This is a genomic window from Arsenicicoccus dermatophilus, assembly GCF_022568795.1.
Lineage (GTDB): Bacteria > Actinomycetota > Actinomycetes > Actinomycetales > Dermatophilaceae > Arsenicicoccus > Arsenicicoccus dermatophilus.
This window is the reverse complement of the sequence record NZ_JAKZHU010000001.1, coordinates 1,787,817-1,814,252: the sequence shown is the minus strand read 5'-3', so window position 1 is coordinate 1,814,252 and position 26,436 is coordinate 1,787,817. Positions and strand designations below refer to the sequence as shown.

The 26,436-nt window shown below is 72.4% G+C and carries 21 protein-coding genes, 6 tRNA genes, 1 pseudogene and 1 riboswitch; of the genes and pseudogenes, 19 read left to right on the top strand and 9 right to left on the bottom strand.

Features of this window, described 5'->3' with window-relative positions; genetic code table 11:
* The first annotated feature begins 9 nt into the window (after positions 1 to 9).
* Positions 10 to 1,227, top strand: coding sequence for an alpha/beta hydrolase family protein (locus tag MM438_RS08465; RefSeq protein WP_241452036.1), 1,218 nt, complete (start codon positions 10 to 12; stop codon positions 1,225 to 1,227).
* An 18-nt stretch (positions 1,228 to 1,245) separates the two neighbouring features.
* Complete coding sequence (locus MM438_RS08460) at positions 1,246 to 2,307, top strand: polyphosphate kinase 2 family protein (RefSeq protein ID WP_241452035.1); 1,062 nt, start codon at positions 1,246 to 1,248, stop codon at positions 2,305 to 2,307.
* A gap of 130 nt (positions 2,308 to 2,437) precedes the next feature.
* Here MM438_RS08460 and glgX read toward each other — a convergent pair whose 3' ends face one another.
* Entirely contained in the window at positions 2,438 to 4,714 is a 2,277-nt protein-coding gene (gene glgX / locus MM438_RS08455; RefSeq protein WP_241452034.1) for a glycogen debranching protein GlgX, read from the bottom strand.
* Between the two features lie 380 nt (positions 4,715 to 5,094).
* Here glgX and MM438_RS08450 point away from each other — a divergent pair.
* The 7 genes from MM438_RS08450 (at position 5,095) to MM438_RS08420 (ending at position 10,042) form a co-directional block, all read left to right on the top strand.
* A tRNA-Gly gene (locus MM438_RS08450) sits at positions 5,095 to 5,167 on the top strand.
* Positions 5,168 to 5,235: 68 nt separating this feature from the next.
* Positions 5,236 to 5,306: transfer RNA gene (locus MM438_RS08445), tRNA-Cys, on the top strand.
* Between the two features lies 1 nt (position 5,307).
* Positions 5,308 to 5,382 (top strand) — tRNA-Val (locus MM438_RS08440).
* A gap of 602 nt (positions 5,383 to 5,984) precedes the next feature.
* Complete coding sequence (locus MM438_RS08435; RefSeq protein ID WP_241452033.1) at positions 5,985 to 7,487, top strand: hypothetical protein; 1,503 nt, start codon at positions 5,985 to 5,987, stop codon at positions 7,485 to 7,487.
* Position 7,488: 1 nt separating this feature from the next.
* A complete protein-coding gene (locus MM438_RS08430; protein ID WP_241452032.1) occupies positions 7,489 to 9,771 on the top strand; it encodes a transglycosylase domain-containing protein in 2,283 nt (760 codons plus the stop codon).
* Between the two features lie 86 nt (positions 9,772 to 9,857).
* Positions 9,858 to 9,930: transfer RNA gene (locus tag MM438_RS08425), tRNA-Gly, on the top strand.
* 37 nt (positions 9,931 to 9,967) lie between these two features.
* Positions 9,968 to 10,042, top strand: a tRNA-Val gene (locus MM438_RS08420).
* 139 nt (positions 10,043 to 10,181) lie between these two features.
* Here the strand turns inward: MM438_RS08420 and MM438_RS08415 are convergent.
* Positions 10,182 to 11,051: a SigB/SigF/SigG family RNA polymerase sigma factor gene (locus MM438_RS08415; RefSeq protein WP_241452031.1), complete on the bottom strand. Its 870-nt coding sequence runs from the start codon at positions 11,049 to 11,051 to the stop codon at positions 10,182 to 10,184.
* 347 nt (positions 11,052 to 11,398) lie between these two features.
* On the opposite strand from MM438_RS08415, the gene MM438_RS08410 reads away from it, so the two are divergent.
* From MM438_RS08410 to MM438_RS08395, 4 genes are all read left to right on the top strand, one after another.
* Positions 11,399 to 11,472 (top strand) — tRNA-Val (locus tag MM438_RS08410).
* A gap of 101 nt (positions 11,473 to 11,573) precedes the next feature.
* Positions 11,574 to 11,951: a hypothetical protein gene (locus tag MM438_RS08405; RefSeq protein ID WP_241452030.1), complete on the top strand. Its 378-nt coding sequence runs from the start codon at positions 11,574 to 11,576 to the stop codon at positions 11,949 to 11,951.
* Positions 11,952 to 12,136: 185 nt separating this feature from the next.
* A complete protein-coding gene (gene thrS, locus MM438_RS08400; protein WP_241452029.1) occupies positions 12,137 to 14,221 on the top strand; it encodes a threonine--tRNA ligase in 2,085 nt (694 codons plus the stop codon).
* A gap of 119 nt (positions 14,222 to 14,340) precedes the next feature.
* A complete protein-coding gene (locus MM438_RS08395; protein ID WP_241452028.1) occupies positions 14,341 to 14,523 on the top strand; it encodes a hypothetical protein in 183 nt (60 codons plus the stop codon).
* 390 nt (positions 14,524 to 14,913) lie between these two features.
* Here MM438_RS08395 and MM438_RS08390 read toward each other — a convergent pair whose 3' ends face one another.
* Together MM438_RS08390 and MM438_RS16740 are read right to left on the bottom strand one after the other, a co-directional pair.
* Entirely contained in the window at positions 14,914 to 16,239 is a 1,326-nt protein-coding gene (locus MM438_RS08390; RefSeq protein ID WP_241452027.1) for a bifunctional o-acetylhomoserine/o-acetylserine sulfhydrylase, read from the bottom strand.
* A 17-nt stretch (positions 16,240 to 16,256) separates the two neighbouring features.
* Positions 16,257 to 16,372, bottom strand: a riboswitch (SAM riboswitch).
* A gap of 48 nt (positions 16,373 to 16,420) precedes the next feature.
* Positions 16,421 to 17,741, bottom strand: a pseudogene (locus MM438_RS16740) (MFS transporter).
* Here MM438_RS16740 and MM438_RS08380 point away from each other — a divergent pair.
* Positions 17,740 to 18,240, top strand: coding sequence for a GNAT family N-acetyltransferase (locus MM438_RS08380; protein ID WP_241452026.1), 501 nt, complete (start codon positions 17,740 to 17,742; stop codon positions 18,238 to 18,240). The pseudogene MM438_RS16740 and the gene MM438_RS08380 sit on opposite strands and share 2 nt — an antisense overlap.
* A 20-nt stretch (positions 18,241 to 18,260) precedes the next feature.
* Here the strand turns inward: MM438_RS08380 and MM438_RS08375 are convergent, their stop codons facing one another.
* Positions 18,261 to 18,830 (bottom strand): hypothetical protein, encoded by a 570-nt coding sequence (locus MM438_RS08375; protein ID WP_241452025.1) that lies wholly within the window; start codon positions 18,828 to 18,830, stop codon positions 18,261 to 18,263.
* A complete protein-coding gene (locus MM438_RS08370) occupies positions 18,827 to 19,309 on the bottom strand; it encodes a nitroreductase family deazaflavin-dependent oxidoreductase (RefSeq protein WP_241452024.1) in 483 nt (160 codons plus the stop codon). The genes MM438_RS08375 and MM438_RS08370 overlap by 4 nt, the downstream gene beginning before the upstream one ends.
* A 101-nt stretch (positions 19,310 to 19,410) precedes the next feature.
* On the opposite strand from MM438_RS08370, the gene MM438_RS08365 reads away from it, so the two are divergent.
* The 3 genes from MM438_RS08365 to MM438_RS08355 all read left to right on the top strand — a co-directional run bounded on the left by MM438_RS08365 (position 19,411) and on the right by MM438_RS08355 (position 21,054).
* Positions 19,411 to 19,917, top strand: coding sequence for an HIT family protein (locus tag MM438_RS08365; RefSeq protein ID WP_241453393.1), 507 nt, complete (start codon positions 19,411 to 19,413; stop codon positions 19,915 to 19,917).
* Between the two features lie 5 nt (positions 19,918 to 19,922).
* Positions 19,923 to 20,387, top strand: coding sequence for a thiol-disulfide oxidoreductase DCC family protein (locus tag MM438_RS08360; RefSeq protein WP_241452023.1), 465 nt, complete (start codon positions 19,923 to 19,925; stop codon positions 20,385 to 20,387).
* A gap of 61 nt (positions 20,388 to 20,448) precedes the next feature.
* Positions 20,449 to 21,054 carry a TMEM165/GDT1 family protein gene (locus MM438_RS08355; RefSeq protein ID WP_241452022.1) on the top strand — a complete coding sequence of 202 codons (606 nt, stop codon included), beginning with the start codon at positions 20,449 to 20,451 and terminating at the stop codon, positions 21,052 to 21,054.
* Between the two features lie 77 nt (positions 21,055 to 21,131).
* On the opposite strand, the gene MM438_RS08350 is transcribed toward MM438_RS08355, so the two are convergent.
* The 3 genes from MM438_RS08350 to MM438_RS08340 form a co-directional block, all read right to left on the bottom strand.
* Positions 21,132 to 21,659, bottom strand: a complete 528-nt coding sequence (locus MM438_RS08350) for a DUF805 domain-containing protein (protein WP_241452021.1) — start codon at positions 21,657 to 21,659, stop codon at positions 21,132 to 21,134.
* Positions 21,660 to 21,827: 168 nt separating this feature from the next.
* Positions 21,828 to 22,511: a histidine phosphatase family protein gene (locus tag MM438_RS08345; RefSeq protein WP_241452020.1), complete on the bottom strand. Its 684-nt coding sequence runs from the start codon at positions 22,509 to 22,511 to the stop codon at positions 21,828 to 21,830.
* Positions 22,512 to 22,664: 153 nt separating this feature from the next.
* Positions 22,665 to 24,779, bottom strand: a complete 2,115-nt coding sequence (locus MM438_RS08340; RefSeq protein WP_241452019.1) for an elongation factor G-like protein EF-G2 — start codon at positions 24,777 to 24,779, stop codon at positions 22,665 to 22,667.
* 125 nt (positions 24,780 to 24,904) lie between these two features.
* Here MM438_RS08340 and pgsA point away from each other — a divergent pair, with 125 nt between their 5' ends.
* On the top strand, positions 24,905 to 25,504 hold the full coding sequence (pgsA, locus tag MM438_RS08335; RefSeq protein ID WP_241452018.1) for a phosphatidylinositol phosphate synthase: 600 nt from the start codon (positions 24,905 to 24,907) through the stop codon (positions 25,502 to 25,504).
* A gap of 20 nt (positions 25,505 to 25,524) precedes the next feature.
* The gene (locus MM438_RS08330; protein WP_241452017.1) at positions 25,525 to 26,436 is read left to right on the top strand and encodes a phosphatidylinositol mannoside acyltransferase; all 912 of its coding nucleotides are present in this window, start codon (positions 25,525 to 25,527) and stop codon (positions 26,434 to 26,436) included.

Sequence of the window (26,436 nt, the reverse complement as noted above, 5' to 3'; positions counted from 1 at the left end):
GATGAGAACGTGAGCCCGACGCCCGTCCCGCCCTCGCTCTCGGCGATCCGCCGTCACCCCCGCGCCACGATCGCGATCGTCGCGACGGGGGCCCTGGCCGCGAGCGCGGCGACCGGGTGGCTCGGGGCCGCGGTCTACCTCGCCAAGAAGGTCGTGACCCCGGACCGGCGGCGGCCGGACGACACCGAGGTCGTGGCCTTCGACGACCGGTCGGTCACCCTGACGCGCACCCCGGAGACGGTCGTGCCGGGGCGTTACGGGCTGTTCCAGGACGGTGGGGCCACGCACGTGAGGTACGGGCGGATCCTGCGCGAGGACAACGCGCGCGGCACGGTGACCCGGCGTCTGCACGGCGTGGACTCGGGCTCGCTGCGCGTCGGTCCGGCGCGCTTCCACTCCTACTACTACGCGACGGACCCGCAGACCGCGCTGGGCATCCCGACGCACGAGGTGTCCGTCCCCAGCGCCATCGGGGACCTGCCGAGCTGGCTGGTGCCGCCGCCGTCGGGGGAGGCACGCGGCACCCGTTGGGCGGTGCTGGTGCACGGCCGGGGGGCCGGGCGCGAGGAGACCGTGCGCGCGGTCCCGGCGCTGCACGCCGCCGGTCTGACCTGCCTGATCCCGTCGTACCGCAACGACACCGTGGCTCCCGCCTCCGCCGACGGGCTCTACGGCCTCGGCCTGTCCGAGTGGCACGACGTCGACGCCGCCGTCGCGTACGCCGTGGCGAGGGGTGCGAGCGACGTGGTCCTCGTCGGCTGGTCCATGGGTGGTGCCATCGTGCTGCAGACGCTGGTCTGCTCCCCGTACGCCGATCGCGTGTCCCAGGTGATCCTGGACGGTCCCGTGGTCGACTGGCCGGACGTGCTGCACCACCACGCGCGCGCCATGCGGGTGCCCGGACAGCTGACCACCTTGAGCCTGCGGCTGCTGGGACTGCCGCACGGACGGCACCTCGTCGGGCACGCCGACACGCTGGACCTGAGCGCGACCGACATGGTGCACCGGGCTGGCGAGCTGCGGCACCCGATCCTGCTGATCCACTCGGTGGACGACGAGTTCGTGCCCTCGGGGCGGTCGGAGGCGCTGGCCGAGGCGCGCCCCGACCTGGTCCGCCTGGAGCGCTGGCGCACCGCCCGGCACTGCAAGGAGTGGAACGTCGACCGGGAGCGATGGGAGCGCTGCGTCGCAGAGTTCGTGACCGAAGGTATTCGTCCTGCCACCTAGTGGTGGCACGATGGGGCCATGGGAAAGACGAAGACGTCGTCCAAGGACGAGCCCGACCAGGGCAGGAAGGCCGCCAAGGGCGGCAAGGCGGGCCAGGACCCCACGCGCGACAAGGACGTCGCGGGTTCGAAGGCCGACAAGGCTGCGAAGAAGGGTGCCAAGGGCGCCAAGAAGGTAGGCAGGGCCGACAGGACGGTGGCTCCCGCCCAGGAGCACGAGGGCGCTGGCGCGCAGTTCGGTGACGAGGACTTCACCTTCTCCGCCGAGCTGCAGGTCGGGCGGGACACGGTGCTGACGCAGATCGACCCGCGCTCCACCCCGGGCTACCCCGGTGGCAAGAAGTCCGCCGTGCTCGACCTGGCCGCCGGTCAGGCCGAGCTGTCGGACCTGCAGGAGCGCCTCTTCGCCAACGGCAAGGACGGGCGCGGCCCCTCGATCCTGCTGATCGTCCAGGGCATGGACACCTCCGGCAAGGGTGGGATCATGCGCCACGTCGTCGGCTCGACCGATCCGGGCGGCGTGAAGTACACCGCCTTCAAGGCGCCGAGCGCCGAGGAGCGGCAGCACGACTTCCTCTGGCGCATCGAGCGAGCGCTGCCGGAGCCCGGTCAGATCGGCGTCTTCGACCGCTCGCACTACGAGGACGTGCTGGTGGTCCGGGTGCACGACCTGGTGCCGCAGGAGGAGTGGAGCAAGCGCTACTCGCTCATCAACGCCTTCGAGCGCAAGGCGGTCGCGCGGGGAATCACGATCGTCAAGGTGATGCTGCACATCTCCGCCGACGAGCAGCGGGAGCGGCTCGGCGAGCGGCTGGACCGTCCGGACAAGCACTACAAGTACAACCCGGGCGACATCGACGAGCGGGCCCGGTGGGACGACTACATGCAGGCCTACCAGGCGGTCCTGGACCGGACGAGCACCAAGGGTGCGCCCTGGCACGTCGTGCCCGCCGACCGCAAGTGGTATGCCCGGCTCGCCGTCCAGCAGATCCTGCTCGAGCACCTGCGCGGCCTGGACCTGCAGTGGCCGGAGGCGACCTTCGACGTCGCGGTCGAGAAGCAACGGCTGGCCGAGAGTTGAGCCTCGCCCTGGTCCACCGACCGTATGCCGCAGCCCCGCACCTTCTCGGGAAGGTGCGGGGCTGCTACCGCCCTCGTCGCCCGCGGGCCGGGTCGGTGGTCCTGCCGGACCCGGACCTCCGCGCCCTCGGTCAGGCGAGGGGGTCGGGCCGGGCGCCGGTGGGGGCGCCGGCCGAGGTGCCGCTCGCGCTGGGCATGCGCGGGTGGGTGGCCGGGTCGGGCGCGCCGGAGGCGGCGACGGACGGGCCGGAGGCGGCCGTCAGCGGGGTGGCGACGCCGGGGGAGGGCTCCTCGGTGGTGGCCGAGGAGCGCAGGACGACCACGGTGCGGCCAGGGACCGGGTTGACGCTCAAGGCCTCCCAGGTCCGGTGCTCGGCCGGGGTCGGCTGCGAGGTGTCGAGGACGACCTCCCACTCGACGGCATAGTCCTCGGGCGGCATCGTGAAGTCGATGACGTCGTGGTGGGCGTTGAACAGCAGCAGGAAGTCGTCGTCGACGACCATGCGCCCGCGCTGGTCGGGGGAGGCGATGGCGTGCCCGTTGAGGAAGACCGAGAGGGTCTTGGCATAGCCGGAGGCCCAGTCATCGTCGTCCATCACCGACCCGTGCGCGGTGAACCACTGGATGTCGCCGAGGTCCGAGGTGCCGCCGTGGCTGGCGTCGCCCTTGAAGAAACGACGCCGGCGGAACACCGGGTGGGCCGCGCGCAGGGCGGTCAACCGCGAGGTGAAGTCCAGCAGCTCGCGCTGGTCCGGCGTGAGCTGCCAGTCCACCCAGGTGATCTCGTTGTCCTGGCAGTAGCCGTTGTTGTTGCCGAGCTGGGTGCGGCCGAGCTCGTCACCGTGGGCGAGCATGGGCACCCCCTGGGAGATCAGCATGGTGGTGAGCATGTTGCGCTGCTGCCGGGCGCGCAGCTCGTTCACCGCCGTGTCGTCGGTGGGGCCCTCGACACCGCAATTCCAGGAGCGGTTGTGCGACTCGCCGTCGTTGTTGCCCTCGCCGTTGGCCTCGTTGTGCTTCTCGTTGTAGGACACCAGGTCCCGCAGGGTGAAGCCGTCGTGGGCGATGACGAAGTTGATCGAGGCGATCGGCTTGCGCGCCGAGTGGGCGTACAGGTCGCTGGACCCGGTCAGGCGGGAGGCGAACTCGCCGAGGGTCGCCGGCTCGCCGCGCCAGAAGTCCCGGACCGTGTCGCGGTACTTGCCGTTCCACTCGGTCCACAGGGGCGGGAAGTTGCCGACGTGGTAGCCGCCGTCGCCCACGTCCCAGGGCTCGGCGATCAACTTGACCTGGCTGACGATCGGGTCCTGCTGGATCAGGTCGAAGAAGGCCGACAGCTTGTCGACCTCGTGGAACTGCCGGGCGAGGGTGGCGGCGAGGTCGAAGCGGAATCCGTCGACGTGCATCTCGGTGACCCAGTACCGCAGCGAGTCCATGATCAGCTGCAGCACGTGCGGGTTGCGCATGAGCAGCGAGTTGCCGGTGCCCGTGGTGTCGTAGTAGCTCGCCAGGTCGTCGCTGACCAGGCGGTAGTAGGCGTTGTTGTCCAGGCCGCGGAAGGCGAGGGTCGGCCCCATGTGGTTGCCCTCGGCGGTGTGGTTGTAGACGACGTCGAGGATGACCTCGATGTCCGCCTCGTGCAGCGCCTTGACCATGGACTTGAACTCGGTGACCTGCTGGCCGCGGGTGCCGGAGGCGGAGTACTCGTTGTGGGGCGCGAGGAACCCGATGGTGTTGTATCCCCAGTAGTTCTTCAGGCCCTTCTCCTGCAGGGAGGTGTCCTGGATGAACTGGTGCACCGGCAGCAGCTCGATGGCGGTGACCCCGAGCTGCTTGAGGTGGGCGACGACCGCGGGGTGGGCGATGCCGGCATAGGTCCCGCGGATGCCCTCGGGCACCTCGGGGTGCGTCATCGTCAGGCCCTTGACGTGGGCCTCGTAGATGATCGTGTCGTGGTACTCCCGCCGCGGGGGACGGTCGTGACCCCAGTCGAAGTAGGGGTTGATGACGACCGAGAGCATGGTGGCGCCCAGCGAGTCCTCGTCGTTGAACTCCGAGGGGTCCTCGAAGCGGTAGGAGAACAGCGACTCGTCGTTGCGGATCTGCCCGTCGATGGCCTTGGCGTAGGGGTCGAGCAGCAGCTTCGCCGGGTTGCAGCGGTTGCCCGCAGCCGGGTCGTAGGGGCCGTGCACGCGGAAGCCGTAGCGCTGGCCGGGCTGCAGCTGGGGGATGTAGCAGTGCCACACGTAGCCGTCGACCTCGGTCATCGGGACGCGCTGCTCGCCCCCGTCGTCGTCGATCAGGCAGAGCTCCACCATCTCCGCAACCTCGGAGAACACGGCGAAGTTGACGCCACTCCCGTCGAAGGTGGAACCCAGGGGATAGGGCTTGCCGGGCCAGATTTCCATGAAGGATGTCGTCCTCGCTGTGGGGATCGGATCGCGCCCTCACTGTAGTGGGGCGCGAGTGCTCCCTGTGACGACGCCCCGCGCCGCAACCGGACACGATCGGACCGCTGAGACGCCCAGGTCATGGGTGTCTCGCGAGCCCAGCGCCCGCGAGCGCGTGGTCACCCGCGACCGGTCGGTCGCGCCGGTCGCGCCGACGGCGCGTTCTCCCTGGGGCCGGTCGCCGCCGGGCTCGGCCCGGCGGCGACGCGCGGTGCGGGGAGATTGGACTCCCTGCGCCGCCATCGGTTAATGTCATTCAGCACGCACGGGGCTTGAGGCGCACTGCTTCGGGCCACGGATTCACCAAGATCCCAGGCCAGTTCGGCCCGGTGTGGCACGCGGACATAGCTCAGTTGGTAGAGCGCAACCTTGCCAAGGTTGAGGTCGCCGGTTCGAGCCCGGTTGTCCGCTCCGAGACTGCTCCCGGCGGGAGCCGAGTCTCCGCAGATGCGTTTGTTAGTCTGGACGACGCATCGCACGGTGGAGTGGCCGAGAGGCGAGGCAACGGCCTGCAAAGCCGTGTACACGGGTTCAAATCCCGTCTCCACCTCGGGCGATTGGCGCAGCGGTAGCGCGCTTCCTTGACACGGAAGAGGTCACTGGTTCAAACCCAGTATCGCCCACCAGCAGCGGAGGGCCCCGACCACATGGTCGGGGCCCTCCGTCGTGCCGGGCGGCACGCGCTGCCGGCGCACTCGTCCCTGCTGCTCGTCCGCCCCCGGACCCATCCTCGGCCCCGGCCGTGCGCTGCGTGGTGGAGCGGCGGTCCGGCTCGATGCCGAGTCCCTCGGGCGTGCGGTCAGGCTCTCGTCGTCTCCCAGGTGCCTGGTCAGGCGTCGTGAGGGCAGTCGACGGGCACGTGCCTGCCCGGGCCTGGAGCACACCGCATCGGGTCGGAGGTCGGACGAGGGATGCCGCAGGTCATCATCCGGATGCCCCGGTCCGGCCCCGGTCGTGACGGTCGGTGATGACGCTCTGCGCCCGTCCTGATTGATAGCGTGACGTCACGCCGAACTCTGAGCCACTCGGGGGCTCGGCACGAGCTGTCAACACTGTGAGCGACATCTGGAGGTCTGCGCTGGCTGCCGACCGGCCCCGCCATACCGACGACGCCCGGCGCGCCGCCGGCCGCCGCCGCACGCCCTCGCGCTCCCGCGTGCCGTCACGGCGCGGTGGTTCGTCACGGCGCGGCGGACGGCGCAACGCTGCGTCCGCGACGAGCTCGGCCGTGGCGGCCCGGACCATCGCCGCCGCCTCCGTGGCGGGTGTCGTCGTCGGTTCCCTGGTGTGCGTGCTGCTCATCTCCCAGTTCTTCCCGGTGCTGCGGCTCACCGATCGTCGGCCCACCCCGACCACCACCGTGTCCCGGGTCGCGACGACCGCCCCCCAGCCCACGGCGGCCCGGGCACCGGCCGCGCCCGCGGCCGCCGTGGTGACCAAGCTCCTGCAGAGCGCGCCGGCCGGGCTGCCCCCGGGCCTGGACGACTCGGCCTCGGTGCCCGGCACCGTCGCGCCGGCCGTGGCACCGAGCTGCGACACCCCCGTCGCGCCCGTCCTGTCCCGCTCGCGGACCTGGGCGGCGCCGCCTGGCTCCCCGGGCGCTGGTGGCGGCGTGACGATCACGGCGACGGTCTACTCCGCCGGCGCAGGCGCCCCCGCCATGGACGCGATGCTTCTGGCCCGCAAGCAGTGCATCGGGGACGCCACCGTGACCAAGGCGCCGGGCCCCGGCGTGCAGGCGGTGCGTGCCTCGCGGACCAAGGGCAAGATCGACACGCGCTCGGTCGTCTTCCGGCGGGGGGACGTCGTCGTGTCGGTCTCCGGGACGGGCATGCCCGTGCCCGAGGACGTGGCCACCGACGTGGACGAGCGGCTGCAGCAGCTGCTCGGTGGCGGTGTCTGTGCCGACCCGGCCGCCACGACGGCGGACTTCAGTCGTTCCCCCCTCGTCGAGCGGCGGCGGTGGACCGGTCTGCAGGTGGCTGCGTCCGTCGACCTGCCGGGCCAGGGCACCCCCTTGCCGGAGCTTGCGGTGGCCCACGCCGCCACCCCGCTGCCCGCGCCCGTCACCCCGACCCCGCCGGCGGCGCCCTACTGGCCGGAGTCCGCGCCCGCACCGGTGCCGAGCCCCTCCGAGCCGACCGCGCCCGCGCCCTACCCCGTGCGCACGACCTATCCCTCGCCGGCACCGGACCGGACCGGCCCTGGGTGCGGGTGGGCGTTCACCGGGATGACACCGCCGACGTACGACGAGCAGGCCGCCGCCCGGACCGTGGCCGAGCGGCGCGACGCGGCCATCGCGGGCATGCGCGACGCGGTGGCGGCCTATCCCGCTGCCGTCCAGGCCTACGAGCAGGCGTGGACGGCCTACCAGGCGCAGGCCCAGGCGTGGACGACCTACGCCACGCAGGCGCAGCAGGTGGAGACGGCGTGGGCGGCCATCCGGACCCAGCAGGAGGCCTACCGCCAGGCCCTCGCGGACTACCAGAAGGCCGTGACGGCATACGACGAGGAGATCAAGCGGCGGACCGCCGCCCAGCAGGCGTACGACGCGGAGGTCCTGCGCTGCAGCCAGGGACCGACTGGCCTGCCCTGGCCGCCGGGACCCTTCCCCCCGCCGCTGCCCCCGGGCTGCCCGCCCCAGCGGGACCCGATCCTCGACGAGCCCATGCCGACCACGCCGACGTCGCCGGCGCCGCCTCCCGACCCCCGACCCACCCCGAGGCCGTGACATGAGCAGGAGCTCCACTCGCGCGCCGCTGCGGCGCACCCGCCGGCGCACCACCATGTCCCCGATCGCCGCAGGCCTGGCCATCCTCGGGCTCGCGACCACGGGTGGCCTGACGACCGCTGCCGCCCTGACGCCGGTCGTCGCCGTCGCGGGCGGCACCGCCAACGCGGTGGCGGACTACTGGGCCTCGCTGCCCTCGGCGATGCCGATCGAGCCGGTGCCCCAGCGGTCCACGATCCTGGCTGCGGACGGCTCGGTCATCGCCACGTTCTTCTCCGAGAACCGCGTCGAGGTGCCGCTCGCGGCGGTCTCGCCGATCGCCCGCAAGGCGGTGATCGCGGTGGAGGACGACCGGTTCTACCACCACGGCGGCGTCGACCCCCGGGGCATCCTGCGCGCCGCCCTGCACAACGCCGGGTCTGGCGGGACCCAGGGCGGCTCGACGCTGACCCAGCAGTACGTCAAGAACGTCCTGGTCAACAACGCCGACTCCGCCGAGGAGCGAGCCCGGGCGACGGCCTCGACCATCCCGCGCAAGGCGCAGGAGGCCAAGATCGCCGCCTCGCTCGAGCAGACCATGACCAAGGACCAGGTCCTGCAGGGCTACCTCAACATCGCCTACTACGGCGACGGGGCCTACGGCATCGGCACGGCGGCGCAGCACTTCTTCTCCGTGCCCGCGTCCCGGCTGTCCCTGCCCCAGGCCGCCATGCTCGCCGGGCTGGTCCAGAATCCCGTGGGCTACAACCCGATGCGCCACCCCAAGCAGGCGATGACCCGCCGCAACATCGTGCTGGCGCGGATGCGCGACACCGGAGCGATCACGGCGGACCAGGCGGCGCAGGCCCAGCGCCTGCCCCTGGGGCTGAAGCCCTCCGAGGCGGCCAACGGCTGCACGGCGAGCCGTTATCCCTTCTACTGCCAGTGGATCCGCCAGACCCTGGAGACCGACCCGGCCTTCGGGGCGACGGCCGACCAGCGTCGCCGGTTCATGAACTCGGGCCTGACGATCCGCACCGCGCTGGTGCCCTCGATCGCGGACGCCGCCCAGCGGGCGGTCGACGAGGCCCTGGGCCGGGACAACCCGTTCGCCGCCGGGGTCGCGGTCGTGCGGCCGGGGACGGGCGAGGTCGTGGCCTTCGCGCAGAACCGGTCCTTCGGCCTGGGGGAGGGGCGCACCAACCAGATCTACCCGGTGCTCCCGGCCTTCCAGCCGGGCTCGACCTTCAAGCCCATCACCTACGCGGCGGCGCTGGAGAGCGGCTTCCCCGTCGACGGGGTGCAGGACGCGCCCCCGCGGTACATCCCCTCCGCCCCGCCGTATCCGCCCGGGGGCTATCGCAACTCGATGCCCGAGGACGCGGGCCGGCTGACCGCCGGCCAGGCCCTCGCCCGCTCGTCGAACACGTGGTTCGTGATGCTCGAGGAGAAGATCGGCGTCAAGAAGGTCGTCCAGATGGCCAACCGGCTCGGCCTGTCCCTGCCCACGAGCATCGGGAAGCACGAGTGGTCGACCACGCTGGGCACCCGGGATGCCTCGCCGGTGCAGATGGCCTCGGTGTATGCCGCCTTCGCGGCTCACGGCAAGGTCTGTCGCCCGATCGGGATCGTGGGGATCGCCGGACCGGACCGCAAGCCGCGCAAGGCCCAGGACCCCGCCTGCCGTCAGGAGATCCGCCCGGGGATCGCCGACGCCGTCAGCCAGGGCCTGGCCGAGACGGTCGACGGCAAGGACCCCTTCCGCACGGGCAAGAAGCTCTCGATCGGCCGTCCGGTCGCCGGCAAGACGGGGACCATGGACGGCAACGCGGCGGTGTGGTTCGCGGGCTACACCCCCCAGCTGGCGACCGCCGTCTGGGTGGGTGACCCGCGCGGCGGTCAGCGGCACCCGATCAACTCGGTCCGGCTCTACGGTCGCCGGATCGGCTCGGTGTTCGGCGCCACGGCGGCCGGCCCGATCTGGCAGGCCACCATGAAGGCGGCGCACGAGGACCTGCCGGTGCAGCGGTTCGAGCCGGTCGGCCCCGCCGAGCTGTCGGGGCTGCGCTCGGTCATGCCGGACGTGCGCGGGCTGTCCCGCGACCAGGCGGTGCAGGTCGTCCAGGCGTCGGGCTTCGACGTCCGGCTCGCCCCGACCACCGCCACCGCAGACCCCTTGCTGCGCAAGGACGTCGTGGTGGCCCAGAGCCCGACGGCCGGGTCGTCGGTGGGCCTGTCGGGGACCGTCACGCTGACCCTGTCGGCGGGATCGGACCTCACGGTCCGGCTGCCGCCCCGGCGCTGAGTCCCGGCGGCGCCTGCCGGACACCTCGATTTGGGCTGCGCGTCATCTATCGGATAATATTTCCAAGCGCACCGCACGCGGTGCAGGCGGACATAGCTCAGTTGGTAGAGCGCAACCTTGCCAAGGTTGAGGTCGCCGGTTCGAGCCCGGTTGTCCGCTCCGACGAGGGGCGCGAGAGATCGCGCCCCTCGCTCTAGGGCGATTGGCGCAGCGGTAGCGCGCTTCCTTGACACGGAAGAGGTCACTGGTTCAAACCCAGTATCGCCCACCACCACGAAGGCCCCCGGGTTCCCCGGGGGCCTTCGTCGTCATGCCGGCCCCCGATCCCTCGGCTTGCCGGGGACGGGGGAGCGTGGCGACGGCGCCGCCGCCCGGAGGCAGCGGCGCCGTCGACGCGGGGCGGGGATGGGTCAGGCCACCGACTCCGAGGGGATGCGCAGCGCGCGCGTGGCCCCGGTGGGGGCGTTGATCGGGGTGACCGACGGGCGCTGGACCTCCAGCACGTTGCGCAGCTTGTTGAGGATCTGGGTCAGCAGCCGGGAGACCTGGACCTGGCTCACCCCGATCTCGTCGGCGATCTCCTGCTGGGTCATCTCCGAGAAGTAGCGCAGCTCCACGATGCGGCGCTGGCGCGGCGTCAGGCAGTCGAGGAGGGTGTGGACGGTCATCTCGTCGATGAGGTGCTCGAGGTCGTTGTCCTCGTCCGGGATGAGGTGGCCGAGCGTGGAGCTCGCGCCCTCGCCCGTGGGGTGCTCGAGGGAGAGCGGCTGGTAGCCGGTGGCCGCCTGCTCGACGTCCGCCAGCTCGCGCGGGGTCAGGCCCAGCGCGTCGGCCACCTCGGTGGAGGTGGGGACCCGGCCGTAGGCCTGCTCCAGCTCCTGCTGGACCTCCCGGACGCGTGGCCGCAGCTCCTGCAGCCGACGCGGCGGGCGGACGGACCAGCACTTGTCCCGGAAGTGCTTGCGCAGCTCCCCGATGATGGTGGGGGTGGCGAAGTCGACGAGACCGACGCCGTGGGAAGGGTCGTAGCGCAGCACGGCCATGACCAGGCCGAGGTTGGCGACCTGCTCCAGGTCGTCCTGGGGCTCGCCGCGGTTGCGATAGCGCGCGGCCAGGCGCTTGGCCAGACCGATGTTCATGGCGATGACCCGGTTGTAGACCTCCTGGCGCTCGCCCGCGGGAAGGTCCGCGATGCCGGCCAGGAGTCGCTCGGACTCTCCGTCCTCGGTCGGCCGGACGTGCGGCAGGCCGAAGACCACGTGATGCGAAGACGCGCTCAACGAGTACTCCATAGAGTTGTTGGTGGCTCAGGCCGTCTTCTAGACCCTGCGGCCCCTCATGGTGGAGGGGGCAGCCACCCTGCAGGGTGGCCCCGTGTCGGCGATATTACTCACGCCCGACCGGAGTTCCTGAGGTTTGCCGAAAACAACCGCGAGTAGCGGGGGGACGGGCACGAACGGGCCCTAACCAGACAAATGACGCCATCGCGCATGACTCACAGTGAGTAGGGTCGGGGGTCGGCCCACCGCCCATCGGGACCGGCCCGGGAGCGCCGGATTTCTCCTGCGGCCCTGGCTGCGGCTATCATTCACGAGTTGCCGCCGCGGACGACCGCGAGGCATAGCACGGACGTGTAGCTCAGTTGGTTAGAGCGTTCGCTTCACACGCGAGAGGTCAGGGGTTCGAGTCCCTTCACGTCCACCGGCAAGGGCCAGGAGTTCACCTCCTGGCCCTTCTTCGTGCCAGGTCCCTCATGCCTGGGCGATTGGTCCGGCGACGGGGGTGCAGGGCACCCTGGTCCCATGGCATCTTCCGACTCCGCGACCTGGCCGCTCACCGCCCTGTGGGTCTACCCCGTCAAGGGTGAGCCGGGACGCCCCCTGCGCCAGGGCGTCCTCACCGACAGCGGACTGGTCGGCGACCGGGTCAAGCGCCGCCCGCTCCTGGTCGCCACCACAGGCCAGTGCGCGGACGGGGAGCTGCGGGCCAACCTGGTGCTGGACATGCCCGACGAGACCCTCGACGCCCTCACCGGGCAGGAGCTGCAGGTGGGCGACGTCACGATCCGGCTCGGGCGTCGGCCGAGCTCGTGCGCCGGGCTGTATGCCGAGACGGTGCTCGGCGGTGACGTCCTCGTCGGCGACCGCGCCCACGTGGTGCGCTGCTGCGCCTCCTTCTGACCGGGCGGGCAGCCCCGCCGGCTGCGGGCGGTGGTCGACCTGAGCCGACCCGGTTGCGGCGACCGATAGCCTAGTCTCCGACCTCGCCACCGGTGGCGAGGTCGGATCCCGCGCCTGCGCGGCGGCATACGGCCCTCGTGCCGGACCGCCCGGGGTGCACCAGCCCAGACGAAGTGGAGACGACCGTGCCAGCCGACATCACCGTGAGAATCGCCGGGGACGAGCGATCGGTGGCGGCAGGCACCACTGCCGCCGACCTGTTCGCCGACGACAAGGGCATCGTCGTGGCCCGCGTGGGCGGCGAGCTCAAGGACCTCGCCTACGAGCTGCGCGAGGGCGACGAGGTCGAGGGCGTGCACGTCAGCAGCGAGGACGGGCTGAACGTCCTGCGCCACTCCTGCGCCCACGTGATGGCCCAGGCCGTCCAGCAGGTCAACCCCGACGCCAGGCTCGGCATCGGACCGCCCGTGCGCGACGGCTTCTACTACGACTTCCAGGTGTCCGAGCCCTTCACGCCCGAGGACCTCAAGGCCCTCGAGAAGGTCATGCAGCGGATCATCAACGAGGGCCAGACCTTCCGGCGCCGCGTGGTGTCCGAGACGGACGCGCTCGAGGAGCTCGCGGGCGAGCCCTTCAAGTGCGAGCTCGTGGGCCTCAAGGGCAACATGTCGCACGACGACGAGGAGGCCGGCGCCTCGGTCGAGGTCGGCGCGGGCGAGCTGACGATCTACGACAACGTCCGCCGCGACGGCTCCGTCGCCTGGGGCGACCTGTGCCGCGGCCCGCACCTGCCCAGCACCAAGATCATCGGCAACGCCTTCAAGCTGATGCGCTCCGCCGCGGCCTACTGGCGCGGGGACCAGGCCAACGAGCAGCTGCAGCGGCTCTACGGCACGGCCTGGCCGAGCAAGGACGAGCTCAAGGCCTACCTCGACCGCCTCGCGGAGGCCGAGAAACGCGACCACCGCAAGCTCGGCGTCGAGCTCGACCTGTTCTCCTTCCCCGACGAGATCGGTTCGGGGCTGCCGGTGTTCCACCCCAAGGGCGGGATCATCAAGCGGGAGATGGAGGACTACGTCCGTCGGCGGCACATCGAGGAGGGCTTCGAGTACGTCGGGACGCCGCACATCGCCCGCGACGGCCTCTTCCACACCTCGGGTCACCTGCCGTACTACGCCGACACGATGTTCCCGCCGCTGCACGTCGACGAGGTGCTCGGCGAGGACGGCGAGGTCGTCAGGCCCGGGCAGAACTACCGCCTCAAGGCGATGAACTGCCCGATGCACAACCTCATCTACCGTTCCCGCGGCCGGTCCTACCGCGAGCTGCCGCTGCGGCTCTTCGAGTTCGGCTCGGTCTACCGCTACGAGAAGTCCGGCGTCATCCACGGGCTGACCCGGGTGCGGGGCTTCGCCCAGGACGACTCGCACTCCTACGTCACCGAGGAGCAGGCGCCCGCCGAGATCAAGCACCTGCTCGACTTCGTCCTCGGGCTGCTGCGCGACTTCGGGCTGTCCGACTTCTACCTCGAGCTGTCCACGCGCGAGACCGAGGGCTCCAAGAAGGACAAGTTCATCGGGTCGGACGAGCAGTGGGAGGTCGCGACCCGCGTGCTCGAGGAGGTCTGCCTGGAGTCCGGGCTCGAGCTCGTCCCCGACCCGGGCGGCGCGGCGTACTACGGCCCCAAGGTGTCCGTGCAGGCGCGCGACGCCATCGGCCGCACCTGGCAGATGTCGACGATCCAGTACGACTTCAACCAGCCCGAGCGCTTCGGCCTGGAGTACCAGGCCAGCGACGGCAGCCGCAAGCGCCCGGTGATGATCCACTCGGCGAAGTTCGGCTCCATCGAGCGGTTCATGGGCGTCCTCGTCGAGCACTACGCCGGGGCCTTCCCGGTGTGGCTGTCGCCGGTGCAGGTGCTCGCGATCCCGGTCGCGGAGGACTTCGCAGACTACCTCGAGGACGTCGCCCGCCAGCTGCGCAGGCGCGGCGTGCGCGTCGAGGTCGACCACAGCGACGACCGCTTCCCCAAGAAGATCCGCAACGCCTCCAAGTCCAAGGTGCCGTTCACGCTCATCGCCGGTGGGGAGGACATGGAGGCCGGGGCCGTGTCCTTCCGCTACCGCGACGGGTCGCAGCGCAACGGCGTGCCCGTGGCCGACGCGATCGAGGAGATCGTCCACGCCATCGAGTCCCGCGCCCAGGTGACGACCGCCCCCGGAGCGGGTGTGGACGAGCCGGCCGGGTCCGAGGGCCTCGGCCACGCCTGATCCTTGGCCGTATGCCGAGAAAGGCGGCGCCCCACCCGCGCGGGTGGGGCGCCGCCCTTCGGCTTCTCGGCATACCGCCTCCCGGGCCAGGGCCGGAGGGGTTCTGGAAGACTGGCGGGGTGGACGTCATGCAGCGGATTCGTGCGTATCTCGGCCTGGAGAAGCAGCAGGCGCCGGAGGGTTATGCCTTCCCGGACGGGCCGTGGCCCAGCCTGCCCGTCTGCCTCACCTGCGGCGCGGGCGTGCCGCCCTCGGGGATCGCCCAGCACGACCGCTGGCACGCGGAGCACGAGACGCGCTGATCCGGTTGGGCAGGCCTGCCCCCAGCCCGGTCAGGGCGCGGGGAGGTCCTCGTCGGCCCTGGGCTGGGCGCGACCGCTCTGCCGGACCTCGAGTCGTCGACGCTCCCGCTCCACGACGACGTGATGGTGCGCAGGGTCGAAGGCTTCCAGGAGGGGCCCATCGCGGCGGGACGGTCGCCGGCGTCCTCCTGCGCGTCGCCGTCGTGGCCTTCCAGATGGATCGAGCCTCGAAGGGCTGAAGCGGCTCTCCTGCTGATCTCCGCCTGACGCGGCGCGGCGTCAGCCCCGCTCCACGACCTTCCCGGCCCCGCTCGGACCGGAGCCAGGGCGCTCCTGGTCCTGGTGGACGCCGGTTCGGGGGCGGACACGTGGGGCGGGGCGAGGGGGCGGTCAGATGCCGACGCGGGCAGCCGCCGCGAAGCCGCGGTCCAGGTCGGCGAGGATGTCGTCGACGTGCTCCAGCCCCACGGACAGGCGGATCAGGCCGGGGGTGACGCCCGCGCCGCGGCGGTCCTCGTCCGAGCCCTGGGAGTGGGTGGTCGAGGCGGGGTGGATCACCAGGGATCGCACGTCCCCGATGTTGGCGACGTGGGAGTGCAGCTCGAGCGCGTCCACGAACGCCCGTCCGGCCTCGATCCCGCCCTCGATCTCGAACGAGAAGACCGACCCGGTTCCCCTGGGGCAGTAGCGATCCGCGTTGGCCTTGCTCGGGCTGGAGTCGAGCGACGCGTAGTTGACCGAGGCCACCTGCGGGTGCCCGACCAGGTGGTCCACGACCGCCCGCGCGTTCGCGCCGTGCCGCTCGATCCGCAGGCTGAGCGTCTCCAGCCCGAGGCCGACGAGGAAGGCGTTGAACGGCGAGCAGGCGGCCCCGAGGTCGCGCAGCAGCTCGACCCGGGCCTTGAGGACGAAGGCCAGGTTGGCGCCGAGCGGGCAGCCGACGCCGAGGTCCCGGGCGTAGACCAGCCCGTGGTAGCTCTCCGAGGGGGTGTTGAGCTGCGGGAACCGCTCGGGGTCCGCCGCGTAGTCGAAGGTCCCCGCGTCCACCAGCGCCCCGACGACCGAGGTGCCGTGGCCGCCGAGGAACTTCGTCGCGGAGTGGATCACCACGTCGGCGCCGTGCTCGATCGGGCGCAGGAGGTAGGGCGTGGCGACGGTGTTGTCCACGAAGAGCGGCACCCCCGCCTCGTGAGCCACCCCGGCGACGCCCGCGACGTCCAGCACCCGCTGGTCGGGGTTGGAGATCGTCTCGCCGAAGAACAGCCGCGTCTCGGGGCGGACGGCAGCGCGCCACTGGTCCAGGTCGTCCTGGTCCTCGACGAAGGTCGTGGTGATGCCCAGCTTGGCCAGCGTGTACTTCAGCAGGTTGTAGGTGCCGCCGTACAGCGCGGGGGAGGCGACCACGTGGTCACCGGCCTGAGCCACGTTGAGGATGGCGAAGGTGGTCGCCGCCATACCGGATCCGAGCAGGAGGGCACCGACTCCGCCCTCCAGGGCCGCGATCCGCTCCTCGACGACGGTGTTGGTCGGGTTGCCGAGGCGGGAGTAGATCGGGCCGAGGTCGGACAGGGCGAACCGGTCGGCCGCGACCTGTGCGTCGTCGAAGACGAAGCTCGTGGACTGGTAGATCGGCAGCGCCCGGGCGCCGGTCTCGGCGTCAGGGGTCTGGCCGGCGTGGATCTGCTGGGTCTCGAAACGCCAGGTGGGGTCGCTCACGGGAAGGCTCCTTGCGAAGATCGCGCTTGCCGCGGGTCGGTCGACCGGCGGCCTGGTCGTCACCCGGGGCACCCCGCCGCGTGGGAGGGTTGCCGGTCAGCCGGCCGGGGCCGTGCAGCTGACACTCATGACCTGCCGAGCACGGTATGACGGTGGTCGGACCGTTCGCCCGGGCCTTCCGTCATCCGAGACGCCGCGCTCCACGTGACCGCCACGGCAGGCTCAGGCTGCTGGCCAGGAGGAGGGCGGCGGCGACGCCGATGGTGCCGCGGGTGCCGACGACCATGGCCAGCGCTCCGCCGATCAGGACGAACGCCGGCTGCACGACCTTGGCGGTGATCGACCAGGCGGCCGTCACCCGCGCGAGATGGTCGTCGCCGGTCTCCCGCAGGCGGCAGCTCACGAAGGTCGGGTTGAACACCCCGGCGCACAGCAGCAGGGCGGTGTCGGCGCATACCACGGTCACGACGCCTGCGGTGCCGGGCGGCGCGAGCGCGACGGGAGCCAGCCACAGGGTGCGGGCCACGCCGGCGCCCAGCAGGACGCGATGCTCGCCCAGGCGTGCCACGAGGTATGGCGCGAGCACGGCGCCCAGCAAGCCGCCGAGCCCGGGCAGTCCCAGGGCCAGGCCGTACTGCCACGGGGCGAAGCCCAGGTCCCGCAGCATCAGGACGGCCTGCAGGGGAGAGACCGCCGTGATCGCCCCGCCGAACATCATCGCGTTGACGAACAGCGCTCGCAGGCAAGGGTTCTCCCAGACGTGCCGCCAGCCGGCGAGGATCTCGGTCGCCCATCCCCGCCCGGCGTCCCGGGCGGGTGGCTCCGGCTCGGGGGGAGCGGATCGCGCCGATACCCACGGCCGAGGCGAGATAGCTGACGGCGTCGACCGCCATGGTGGCGGTGGCGCCCAGCCAGCTGATCAGCAGGCCGCCCAGCGGCGCGCCGAGAGTGGTCGCCGCCCAGCAGGTTCCGTCGAGGCGGGCGCTGGCGGTGACCCGCTGCTCGGCGGTCACCAGCGCCTTGAGGTGAGCCCCGGAGGCCGTCGTGAACGCGATCGTGGCCATGGTCGTCAGGATCCCCACCAGGCACAGGTGTGCGTAGGTGAGGACCCCCAGGCAGGTCGCCACGGGGACGCTGACCAGGGCGGCGGCGCGCACCAGGTCGGCGGCGACCATGACCGGGCGCTTGCGGCGGCGCTCGACGGCGGGCCCGAGGGGGAGGGCCAGGGCGGCCGCCGCCGCACCGGACAGCGCGGCCAGGAGGCTGACCTGCCAGGCCGAGGCGTGCAGCACGACCAGGGCGACCAGCGGCAGTGCCCCCGCGCCGACCGCGCTGCCCAGGTCGCTCGCCGCGCACGCGCCCCACCACCACCGGAAGTCCGGCTTCGGGGTGGCTGCGGTTCTCGGGGCGGATCTGCCTGAACGGCCGCCACCTGCGCCGTTCGGTGACGGTTCAGCCACAGGAGATGCCTCCACCCTCACGTGATGGTTGACTGTGGCCATGCCCGCTGCAGCCCACGTCCGCCGAGCACGACCGGACGACGCGTTCGCCGTCGCCGCGATGATGCTGCAGCTCGGCCGCGAGCAGGGCGCCGGGCCGGACCCGGAGTTCCTCGACGGCTTCGCCGACGCCTGGCTGCGGGACAGCGGGGACCGGCCCTTCTGGCTCGCCGAGGTCGACCGCCGGCCGCTGGGCGTGGCCGGCCTGACGCTGGTGGCCGGGCTGCCGGTGCTGGGCGGGTCGCGCCGGGCGCGGTGGGGCTGGCTCGACACGGTCTTCGTGACCAGCACCTTCCGCCGGTGCGGCATCGGCGGACAGCTGGCCCGCGAGGTGCGCGCCTGGTCCGCGGCGGAGGGGCTGACCCACCTGCGGGCCGACCTGAGCGCCCTGGGCCCGGCGGCGCCGGGGATCGCGCGCCGGCTGGCTGCGCGGCCCGCCCCGGACGGCACCTACGTGGCGAGCCTGCGGGCGCCGGCGGGCGTCACGAGCATCGCGGGCTGACTGCGCGCGTGGCCGGGCACCTAGTCGGCGAAGGGTGAGGGGTCCTGCGGCCTCGGGGGCGCCAGCTCGTCCATGAGGGACAGGTAGCGGTCGCCGACGGTGAGGCGGGTCAGGTCCCGCAGCCGCCAGGTGGACAGGGCCTCCCAGGCGGGCTCGGTGGTGAGCTCCTGCAGCATCAGGGTGCCGTCGGCGAGGAGCACCGGCGCCCCGACGAAGAGCTGCTCGGTGGCGCCCTCCACCTCCATCCCCAGCAGCGGGAAACGCTCGGCGAGGTCGGTGACCAGGCCCTCGGTGCGGTCCAGGTCGATGCCCTCGACCGGCAGGGGCGGCCAGGCTCCCTCCCGCTCGAAGGCGAACCGCTCGACGGCCTGGTGGTCCTCGTGCCGGATCCGCTCCAGGTCGCGCAGCCGGACGGCCACCAGCCCGTCGGGCCAGGGGGCAGCCACCCGCACCAGGGCCCAGCGCCGGCCGACGCCGATGCAGTAGCCCTTGGTGGTGTCGTCGCGCATGTCGAGGTTGAGGCAGATCTGCTCGGCCATCGCGTCCTGCAGCTTGGCCCGGACCCGATGGAGCCGCTCCTGGCGGGTCACGGGCGCTCGAGCAGGAAGAGAGGGATGGTGCGCCCGGCCTTCTCGGCATACTCCGCGTAAGGAGGGAAGGCCTCGACGCACCGCGGCCACCACTGCTCGCGCTCCTCGTCGGTGGCGAGGCGGGCGACCCGGCGGGTGGTCTCGGAGCCGTCCTGCAGCAGCAGCTGGGGGTGGGCGACGAGGTTGTGGTACCACGCCGGGTGCTCGGGCGCCCCGCCCTTGGAGGCGACCGCGACGTAGACGTCGTCGTGCTCGACCCGCATGAGCGGGACCTGGCGGACCTTGCCGGACGAGCGGCCGAGCATGGTCAGCACGACCACGGCACGACCCTGGACGCCGGCGACCGCGGTGGTGCCTGCGGCCTCGATGTCGGCGAGCTGCTGGCGCACCCACTCGGTGGGGTTGGGCTCGGCGGGCTGGTGGAGCGCGGTCCACACGTCGCCGGCGGGGGCGGGAGGTGGGGTGGCGGGCGTCGTCATGGCCCCGAGTCTAGGATCGTCGGGTGACCGACCACCAGGACCACGCCAGCGCGGAGCGTGCGCGGCCCGGCTCCCTCCAGGACGCGGGCGAGCTCGTCGGCGTGACCGACGGTTTCGAGCGGCTGTGGACCCCGCACCGGATGGCCTACATCACCGCCGAGCGCCCGAGCGCCGACGCGGGGGACGGGTGCCCCTTCTGCGCGGCCCCGGAAAAGGACGACGCGGCCGGCCTGGTCGTGCACCGCGGCGAGCTGTGCTTCGTGGTGCTCAACCTGTTCCCCTACAACCCCGGCCACCTGCTGATCTGTCCCTATCGCCATGTGCCGCTCTACCTCGACCTCACCGACGAGGAGACCGCGGAGTTCACGGCGCTGACCAAGCAGGCGATCCGCGCGCTGCAGGCGGCCAGCCGTCCGATGGGCTTCAACCTCGGCATGAACCAGGGGGCCGTCGCGGGTGCCGGCGTCGCGGCCCACCTGCACCAGCACGTCGTGCCCCGCTGGGGCGGCGACATGAACTTCCTGCCCATCGTGGGGCAGACCAAGGCCCTCCCGGTGCTGCTCGAGGACACCCGGCAGCAGCTCGTGGCCGCCTGGCCCCAGGCGTGAGCCGTATGCCGGAGGCAGGGACCGACCTCGTTCCGCTGCCCCTGCTGATCTTCGACGGCGACCGCGGCTTCTGCACGGTCGCCGCGCGCTGGACCTGGCGGTGGGTCTGCCGGGACCGGTACGAGATCCGCCCGTGGCAGCAGCTCGGCGGGGCGGTGCTCGCCCGCTGGGGGCTGACGGAGCAGGACTGCCAGGCCGAGGTGCAGCTCGTCGACCGGGAGGGGCGGGTGAGCTCCGGGCACCGCGCGGTCGTCGCCGCCGTCGAGCTGGGGCACCCCGTCCTGCGGCCGGTCGCCCGGGTCCTGAACGCCCCGGCGCTGGACGGTCCGCTGGCCGCGGCATACGGCTGGGTCGCCGAGCACCGGCACGCGCTGCCGGGCGGTGCCCCCGCCTGCAGGATCGACCCGCGGTGGCCGGACTGGCCTGGGCGCCCTGAGCAGACGGGTCCGACGACTGCCGGTAGGTCGTGAGCGCGGATAGGATCGTCGGTCGGCGCGTGCGCGCCGTCCCCCCTAGCCTCTGGAGCCCCCCGTGCTCGATGTCGGCATCGTCGCCACCGTCTTCGCCCTGATCTTCGTCGGGGAGCTGCCGGACAAGTCAGCCCTCGCCAGCCTCGTGCTGGGGACGCGCTACCCGTGGTTCTGGGCCTTCAGCGGGGTGGCCGCGGCCTTCGCGACGCACGTGGTCATCGCCGTGGCCGCGGGCTCGGTCATGACCCTGCTGCCCCAGACGCTGCTCAAGCTCCTGGTGGCCGGGCTCTTCCTGCTCGGGGCCGTCCTCATCTGGCGGGAGGGCGCCGAGGACGAGGCGGCCGAGCTCGCCGAGGAGGAAGCCGTCGTGGGCGCCACCGACGCCAAGGCCGGGTTCGCCAAGGTCGCGTCCATGGGCTACGGGATCATCTTCCTCGCGGAGTGGGGCGACCTGACCCAGATCATGACCGCCAACCTCGCCGCGAAGTACCACTCGCCGGTGTCCGTCGGTATCGGTGCCGTCCTGGGGCTGGGGTCGGTGGCGCTGCTCGCGATCCTCGGCGGCCAGGCGCTGCTCACGGTGATCCCCATGCGCGCCATCACCAGGATCGCCGCCGTGGTCATGGTGGCCCTGTCCGCACTGACCCTGTGGGAGGCCTTCGGCTGAGCGGGCCACCGGTCTGCCCAGGGATGCCAGGGGCCCCGCACCAGGTGTCGGTGCGGGGCCCCTGGCATCCCGAGAGGTCAGCCCGAGTAGGGGCTGCCCGACGGCGGCTGGTCGGCCGTGCCCGGCTGCGGCTGACCGTAGGCCGGGGGAGCGGGCGGCGTCTGACCGTACGACTGGCCCTGCGGCTGGCCGTAGGCCGCGCCCGGATAGCCACCAAGACCGGCGTCGTCGCCCACGCCCTTGGGGTTGGGGCCGTAGCTGTTGACGCCGGGCTGGGAGTCCTTGACCTCCCAGAACAGCAGGACCAGGCCACCGAGGATCGGGATGAGCGCCAGCAGCTGCCACCAGCCGGAGCGGCCGGTGTCGTGCAGACGACGGGCCGTCACGGCGATCGCCGGCAGGAAGAACGCCAGCGCCGCCAGGGTCTGGACCGGCGTCATGTCACCTGCCTCGCCGCGGAACCCGAGCAGGTGATCCAGCGCCGTGGCCAGGAGCGAGACCAGGACGGTGAAGAGCGTCCAGAACCAGAACTCCCGGCGGCGGGCGCGGCCGGAGAAGTCGACGTACTTGCGGAAGCAGGTCTTGACGGCGTCGCCGAAAGACATGAATCCCCCCTTGTCATCAGGCCCCGGACCGTCCGGGGCACCAGGTCTCACCCTAGGGAGCAAGGTCGGACCGGCCCAGGGGGAGGGCCGGTCCGACCTCCAGATCGTTGTGTCTCGTGTCCTGATGGTGACCTGGCCGGGCCCCGACCGGCTCCGGGATCGCCCGGGTCAGGCGTTGATCAGGTCGGTCTCCAGGTGGCGCACCCGGTTGACCCACAGGACCCGCCACTGCCCGTCCTCGTGGCGCAACGCGGTCACCGACGAGTTGGACAGCTCGAACTTGCGGCCGGCCTCGCCGATCCCCGCGACCTCGCCGACGAGCAGCTGGCCGAAGTGCTGGTGGGTGAGGATGCCGACCTTGGCGTCGTCGGCGTGCTGGGCGGCCAGGTCCGCCAGGACCGCAGCGGCGCGACGCTGGGCCTCGGCGTGCTCCTCCTCGAAACCGCCGTCCCACTCGCCGGCCTGCTCGACCTCGGCGGGGATCTGCAGCTCGGGGATCATGTCGCGCATCTCGCTCACCGGCAGGCCGGGGTAGTGACGACGGACGCCGGTGGCGGGGTGGGCGGCGTACAGCCCACCGACCTCACCCAGGTCGGTGCGACCCACGGGCGTCAGGCCCAGGGCCTCGCCGAGCGGGCCCGCGGTCTGCAGGCAGCGGTGGGTGAGCGCGGTGTAGAGGACGTCCACGTCGAGGTGGCTGCGGTCGCTGCGGACGGCGTCGGCCAGGCGTCGGGCCTGCTCGTGCCCGGTCTCGGAGAGCTCGGAGTCGGGGGTGCGTCCGACGCGGCTGCCGGTCTCGGCATACAGCTTGTTGTTCTCGGACTGACCGTGACGGATGACGTAGAGGTCCATGGGGTCAAGTCTGCCATCCCCGCGGTCCGACCACGGGGCGAGGGCGCCGCTGCGCAGACTCGGGAGCGGCACCCGAGCAGGCCGCAGGGCCGCCACTGCCTCGGTGACGGCCCCGCGGACCGCTGCCCTCGCGCGACGCCCGACGGGTGCCGGTCAGCCGGTGACGACCTGCTGGGCCAGGTGCTGCGGCAGCGGGTCGTAGCGCAGCACCTCACGGTGGAAGCGCCCGGTGCCGTGGGAGACCGACCGCAGGTCGATGGCATAGCGCGTGAGCTCCAGCGCGGGCACCTCGGCGTGGATGACCGTGCGTCCCTCCTCGGCCGGATCGGTGCCGACGACCCGGCCGCGCCGCGTGGACAGGTCGCTCATCGCGGCGCCCACGAACTCGTCGGCGACGGTGACGTCCACGGTGTCCACCGGCTCCAGCAGGGTGACCGTCGCCGAGCTCGTCGCCTCCTTCAGCGCGAGCGCCCCCGCGGTCTGGAAGGCCATGTCCGAGGAGTCGACCGAGTGGGCCTTGCCGTCGGTCAGGGTGACCCGGATGTCCACCATCGGGTAGCCCGCCAGCGTCCCCTTGGCCATCTGGGCGCGGATGCCCTTCTCCACCGAGGGGATGAACTGCCGCGGCACCGACCCGCCGACGACCTTGTCGACGAACTCGAAGCATGCCCCGCGCTCGAGCGGCTCGATCTCCACGTGGCACACCGCGAACTGCCCGTGCCCCCCGGACTGCTTGACGTGCCGGCCGACGGCCTTGGCCGGCGCGACGAAGGTCTCCCGCAGCCGCACCCGCAGCGGCTCCGCCTCCACGGCCACCTGGTAGCGCTCGGCCAGCCGCCCGAGGAGGAGGTCCACGTGCGCCTGGCCCATGGTCCACAGCACCGTCTGGTGCGTCTCGGCGTCGTGGTCCAGCCGCATCGTGACGTCCTCGGCGACCAGGCGCGCCAGGGCGCTCGCGAGCTTGTCCTCGTCGGCCTTGGCCACCGGGTGGATCGCGACGGGCAGCAGCGGCTCGGGCAGCAGCCAGGGCTCGACCACGACGGGTGAGTCCTTGGCGGACAGGGTGTCCCCGGTCTCGGCGTGCGCCAGCTTGGCGACCTCGACGACCTGGCCGGCCACGGCGGACCTGATCGCCGTGTGCGTCCCGTCGCTGCCGGGCAGGGACAGCGGCCCCACGCGCTCCTGGGAGTCGTGGTCCGGGTGGCCCTCCACGGTCTTTCCCGCGAAGGTCGACAGGTGCCCGGACACGTGGACCAGGTCGTCGGCGTGCAGGGTGCCGTTGAAGACCCGGACCAGCGAGATCCGCCCGACGTAGGGATCGGTCGAGGTCCGCACGACCTCCGCGACGAGCGGGCCGTCCGGGTCCCCGACGAGCGGCTCGACCGGGTCGCCGTCGACGGTCGTCACCATCGGCAGGGGATGGCGGCGCGGGTCCGGGAAGGCGTCGCTGACGATCTCCAGCAGCTCGGTGACGCCGGCGCCCGTGAGCGCGCTCAGGGGTATGGCGGGGAAGAAGGAGCCGGTCGCGATCGCGGCCAGCAGGTCCTCGCGCACCTGATCCACGGACACGTCCTCGCCGTCGAGGTAGCGGTCGAGCAGGGTATCGTCCTCGGACTCGGTGATGATCGTCTCGACCAGGTCCGGCCGGGCGGCGTCGATCTCGGCGAGCTGGTCGCCGGTGGCCGCGCGCAGCACGAGGGTGCCGGTGCTCAGGTCGTAGACGCGCCGGCTCAGCAGCGCCAGCGTCCCGGTGATCCGCTCGCCCTCCAGGACGGGCAGGTAGAGCGGCTGCACCGAGCCGAACACCCGCCGGCAGTCGGCCACGGTGTCCTCGAAGGAGGCACGACCGGTCTCCAGCTTGGTCACCACCAGCGCCCGTGGCATGCCCACCGCGGCGCACTCGTGCCACAGCAGCGCCGTCGCCGCGTCCACGCCGTCGGCCGCGCTCACCACGAACAGCGCGGCGTCGGCGGCGCGCAGGCCCGCGCGCACCTCGCCCACGAAGTCGGCATACCCGGGGCTGTCGAGCAGGGTGACCGTCGTCCCGTCGACCTCGAGGGTCGCCGCCTCCAGCCCCACGGACCGGGTGTCGGACCCCTTGGTCTGCTCCTTGGCCCGGTGCCCCGGGACGCGGGCCGCTATCAGGTGCTCGAAGATCGTCGACTTGCCCGACCCCGAGGGACCGACGAGGACCACGTTGCGGATGTCCTCGGGGCGGGCCGGGGCGGGGGAACCGGCTCTCTGACCGTTGGCGGTGTTGGCGGCCATGTCATCTCACCTGACCTCATCGTTGGTGGATCGTTCACCGCGCCGTTGCGGTGATCCCGACATCATCGACCCGCCGGGGCCGCACCTGCGAGTCGGGAAGCGCCTACCACTAGGGTGGAGCCACCATGCTGAACCGTTTCCGCGCCCTCGCCACCCGGATCTTCACTCCCGTCGCGCGGGTCCTGCTGAGCCTCGGCGTCAGCCCGGACGCCGTGACGGTCGTCGGCACCCTCGGCGTCGCCGCGAGCGCGCTGTGGTTCTTCCCCCGCGGCGAGTTCCTGTGGGGCACGCTGGCGATCGTGCTGTTCGTGTTCAGCGACACCATCGACGGGGTGATGGCCCGGCACAGCGGGCGCACCTCGAGCTTCGGGGCCTTCCTCGACTCCAGCCTCGACCGGGTCGGCGACGCCGCGATCTTCGGCGGGCTGGTCCTCTACTACTCCCGCGACGGGCGCCAGACCATGACCGCGGTGGCCCTCGCCGTCCTGGTCCTCGGCATGCTCGTGTCCTACGTGCGCGCCCGCGCCGAGGGCCTGGGGATGCGGGCCGACGTGGGCATCGCCGAGCGGGCCGACCGGCTCGTGCTCATCCTCGCGGCCACGGCCCTGGCCGGGGTCGGGGTCGGCGACCGCGCCGTCACCTGGGCGCTGTGGCTGCTCGCCGTCCTGTCCGCGGTCACCGTGCTGCAGCGCATCGTGGTGGTCCGTCGTCAGTCCCTCGGCTGACCCGACCCGAAGGAGCCGTCATGGGTGACCGGCTGACCCTGTGGGGCTTCCTCCTCGCGTGGCGCGTCGTCCGCCTGCTCCCCGCGCGGGTGGCCTACGCGCTGTTCGACCGCGCAGCGGTCGCGTCGTACCGCCGGGGTGGCCGCTCGATCGACCGGATGCGCGCCAACTATCGCCGGGTGCGCCCCGACCTCACGGACACCCAGCTCGAGCGGCTCGTCGAGGCCGGGAGCCGGTCCTACCTGAGGTACTGGTGCGACGCCTTCCGGCTGCCCGACCTGACCGCCGACACGGTGGTCACCTCCGTGCGGTGCGTCGGCGACGAGCCGGTCCGGGCCGCGCTCGTCGAGGGCCGCGGGGCCGTGGCCTTCCTCGGGCACCTCGGCAACTGGGACCTCGCCGGCGCCTGGTCAACCCACCAGCTCGCCCCCGTCACCACCGTCGCCGAGCGGCTGCGACCCGAGGGGCTGTACGACGCCTTCGTCGACTTCCGCGAGCAGCTCGGGATGACGATCCTGCCGCTGACCGGGGCAGGACCGGTGTTTCCCGCCCTGGTGCGGGCGGTGCGCGCCGGCGCCTTCGTGCCGCTGCTGGCCGACCGCGACCTCACCGACCAGGGCGTCACCGTGACCTTCTGCGGCCGCGACGCCCGGATGGCCGCCGGACCCGCCGCGCTGGCGGTCGCGACCGGGGCGCCGCTGCACCCGGTCTCGGTACACTACGAGCGCCGTACCGGCCCCGGCGGCACCGGCAGCGGCCACGACATCGTCATCACCTTCCACCCCGAGGTGCCCGTCCCCGCCACCGGCACCACCCGGCAGCGCGCCGAGACCATGAGCCAGGCCTGCGCCACCGCCCTCGAGGGGGCGATCCGGGAGCACACGCAGGACTGGCACATGATGCAGCGCGTCTTCGCCGAGGACGTGCGGTGA

What these genes read in the sequence shown, in the direction of transcription:
- MM438_RS08460 (WP_241452035.1), top strand. Translation starts at nt 1,246, where the DNA reads ATGGGAAAGACGAAGACGTCGTCCAAGGACGAGCCCGACCAGGGCAGG.
- glgX (WP_241452034.1), bottom strand. Translation starts at nt 4,714, where the DNA reads ATGGAAATCTGGCCCGGCAAGCCCTATCCCCTGGGTTCCACCTTCGAC.
- MM438_RS08430 (WP_241452032.1), top strand. Translation starts at nt 7,489, where the DNA reads ATGAGCAGGAGCTCCACTCGCGCGCCGCTGCGGCGCACCCGCCGGCGC.
- MM438_RS08405 (WP_241452030.1), top strand. Translation starts at nt 11,574, where the DNA reads ATGGCATCTTCCGACTCCGCGACCTGGCCGCTCACCGCCCTGTGGGTC.
- MM438_RS08380 (WP_241452026.1), top strand. Translation starts at nt 17,740, where the DNA reads ATGCCCGCTGCAGCCCACGTCCGCCGAGCACGACCGGACGACGCGTTC.
- MM438_RS08370 (WP_241452024.1), bottom strand. Translation starts at nt 19,309, where the DNA reads ATGACGACGCCCGCCACCCCACCTCCCGCCCCCGCCGGCGACGTGTGG.
- MM438_RS08360 (WP_241452023.1), top strand. Translation starts at nt 19,923, where the DNA reads ATGCCGGAGGCAGGGACCGACCTCGTTCCGCTGCCCCTGCTGATCTTC.
- MM438_RS08350 (WP_241452021.1), bottom strand. Translation starts at nt 21,659, where the DNA reads ATGTCTTTCGGCGACGCCGTCAAGACCTGCTTCCGCAAGTACGTCGAC.
- MM438_RS08345 (WP_241452020.1), bottom strand. Translation starts at nt 22,511, where the DNA reads ATGGACCTCTACGTCATCCGTCACGGTCAGTCCGAGAACAACAAGCTG.
- MM438_RS08340 (WP_241452019.1), bottom strand. Translation starts at nt 24,779, where the DNA reads ATGGCCGCCAACACCGCCAACGGTCAGAGAGCCGGTTCCCCCGCCCCG.
- pgsA (WP_241452018.1), top strand. Translation starts at nt 24,905, where the DNA reads ATGCTGAACCGTTTCCGCGCCCTCGCCACCCGGATCTTCACTCCCGTC.
- MM438_RS08330 (WP_241452017.1), top strand. Translation starts at nt 25,525, where the DNA reads ATGGGTGACCGGCTGACCCTGTGGGGCTTCCTCCTCGCGTGGCGCGTC.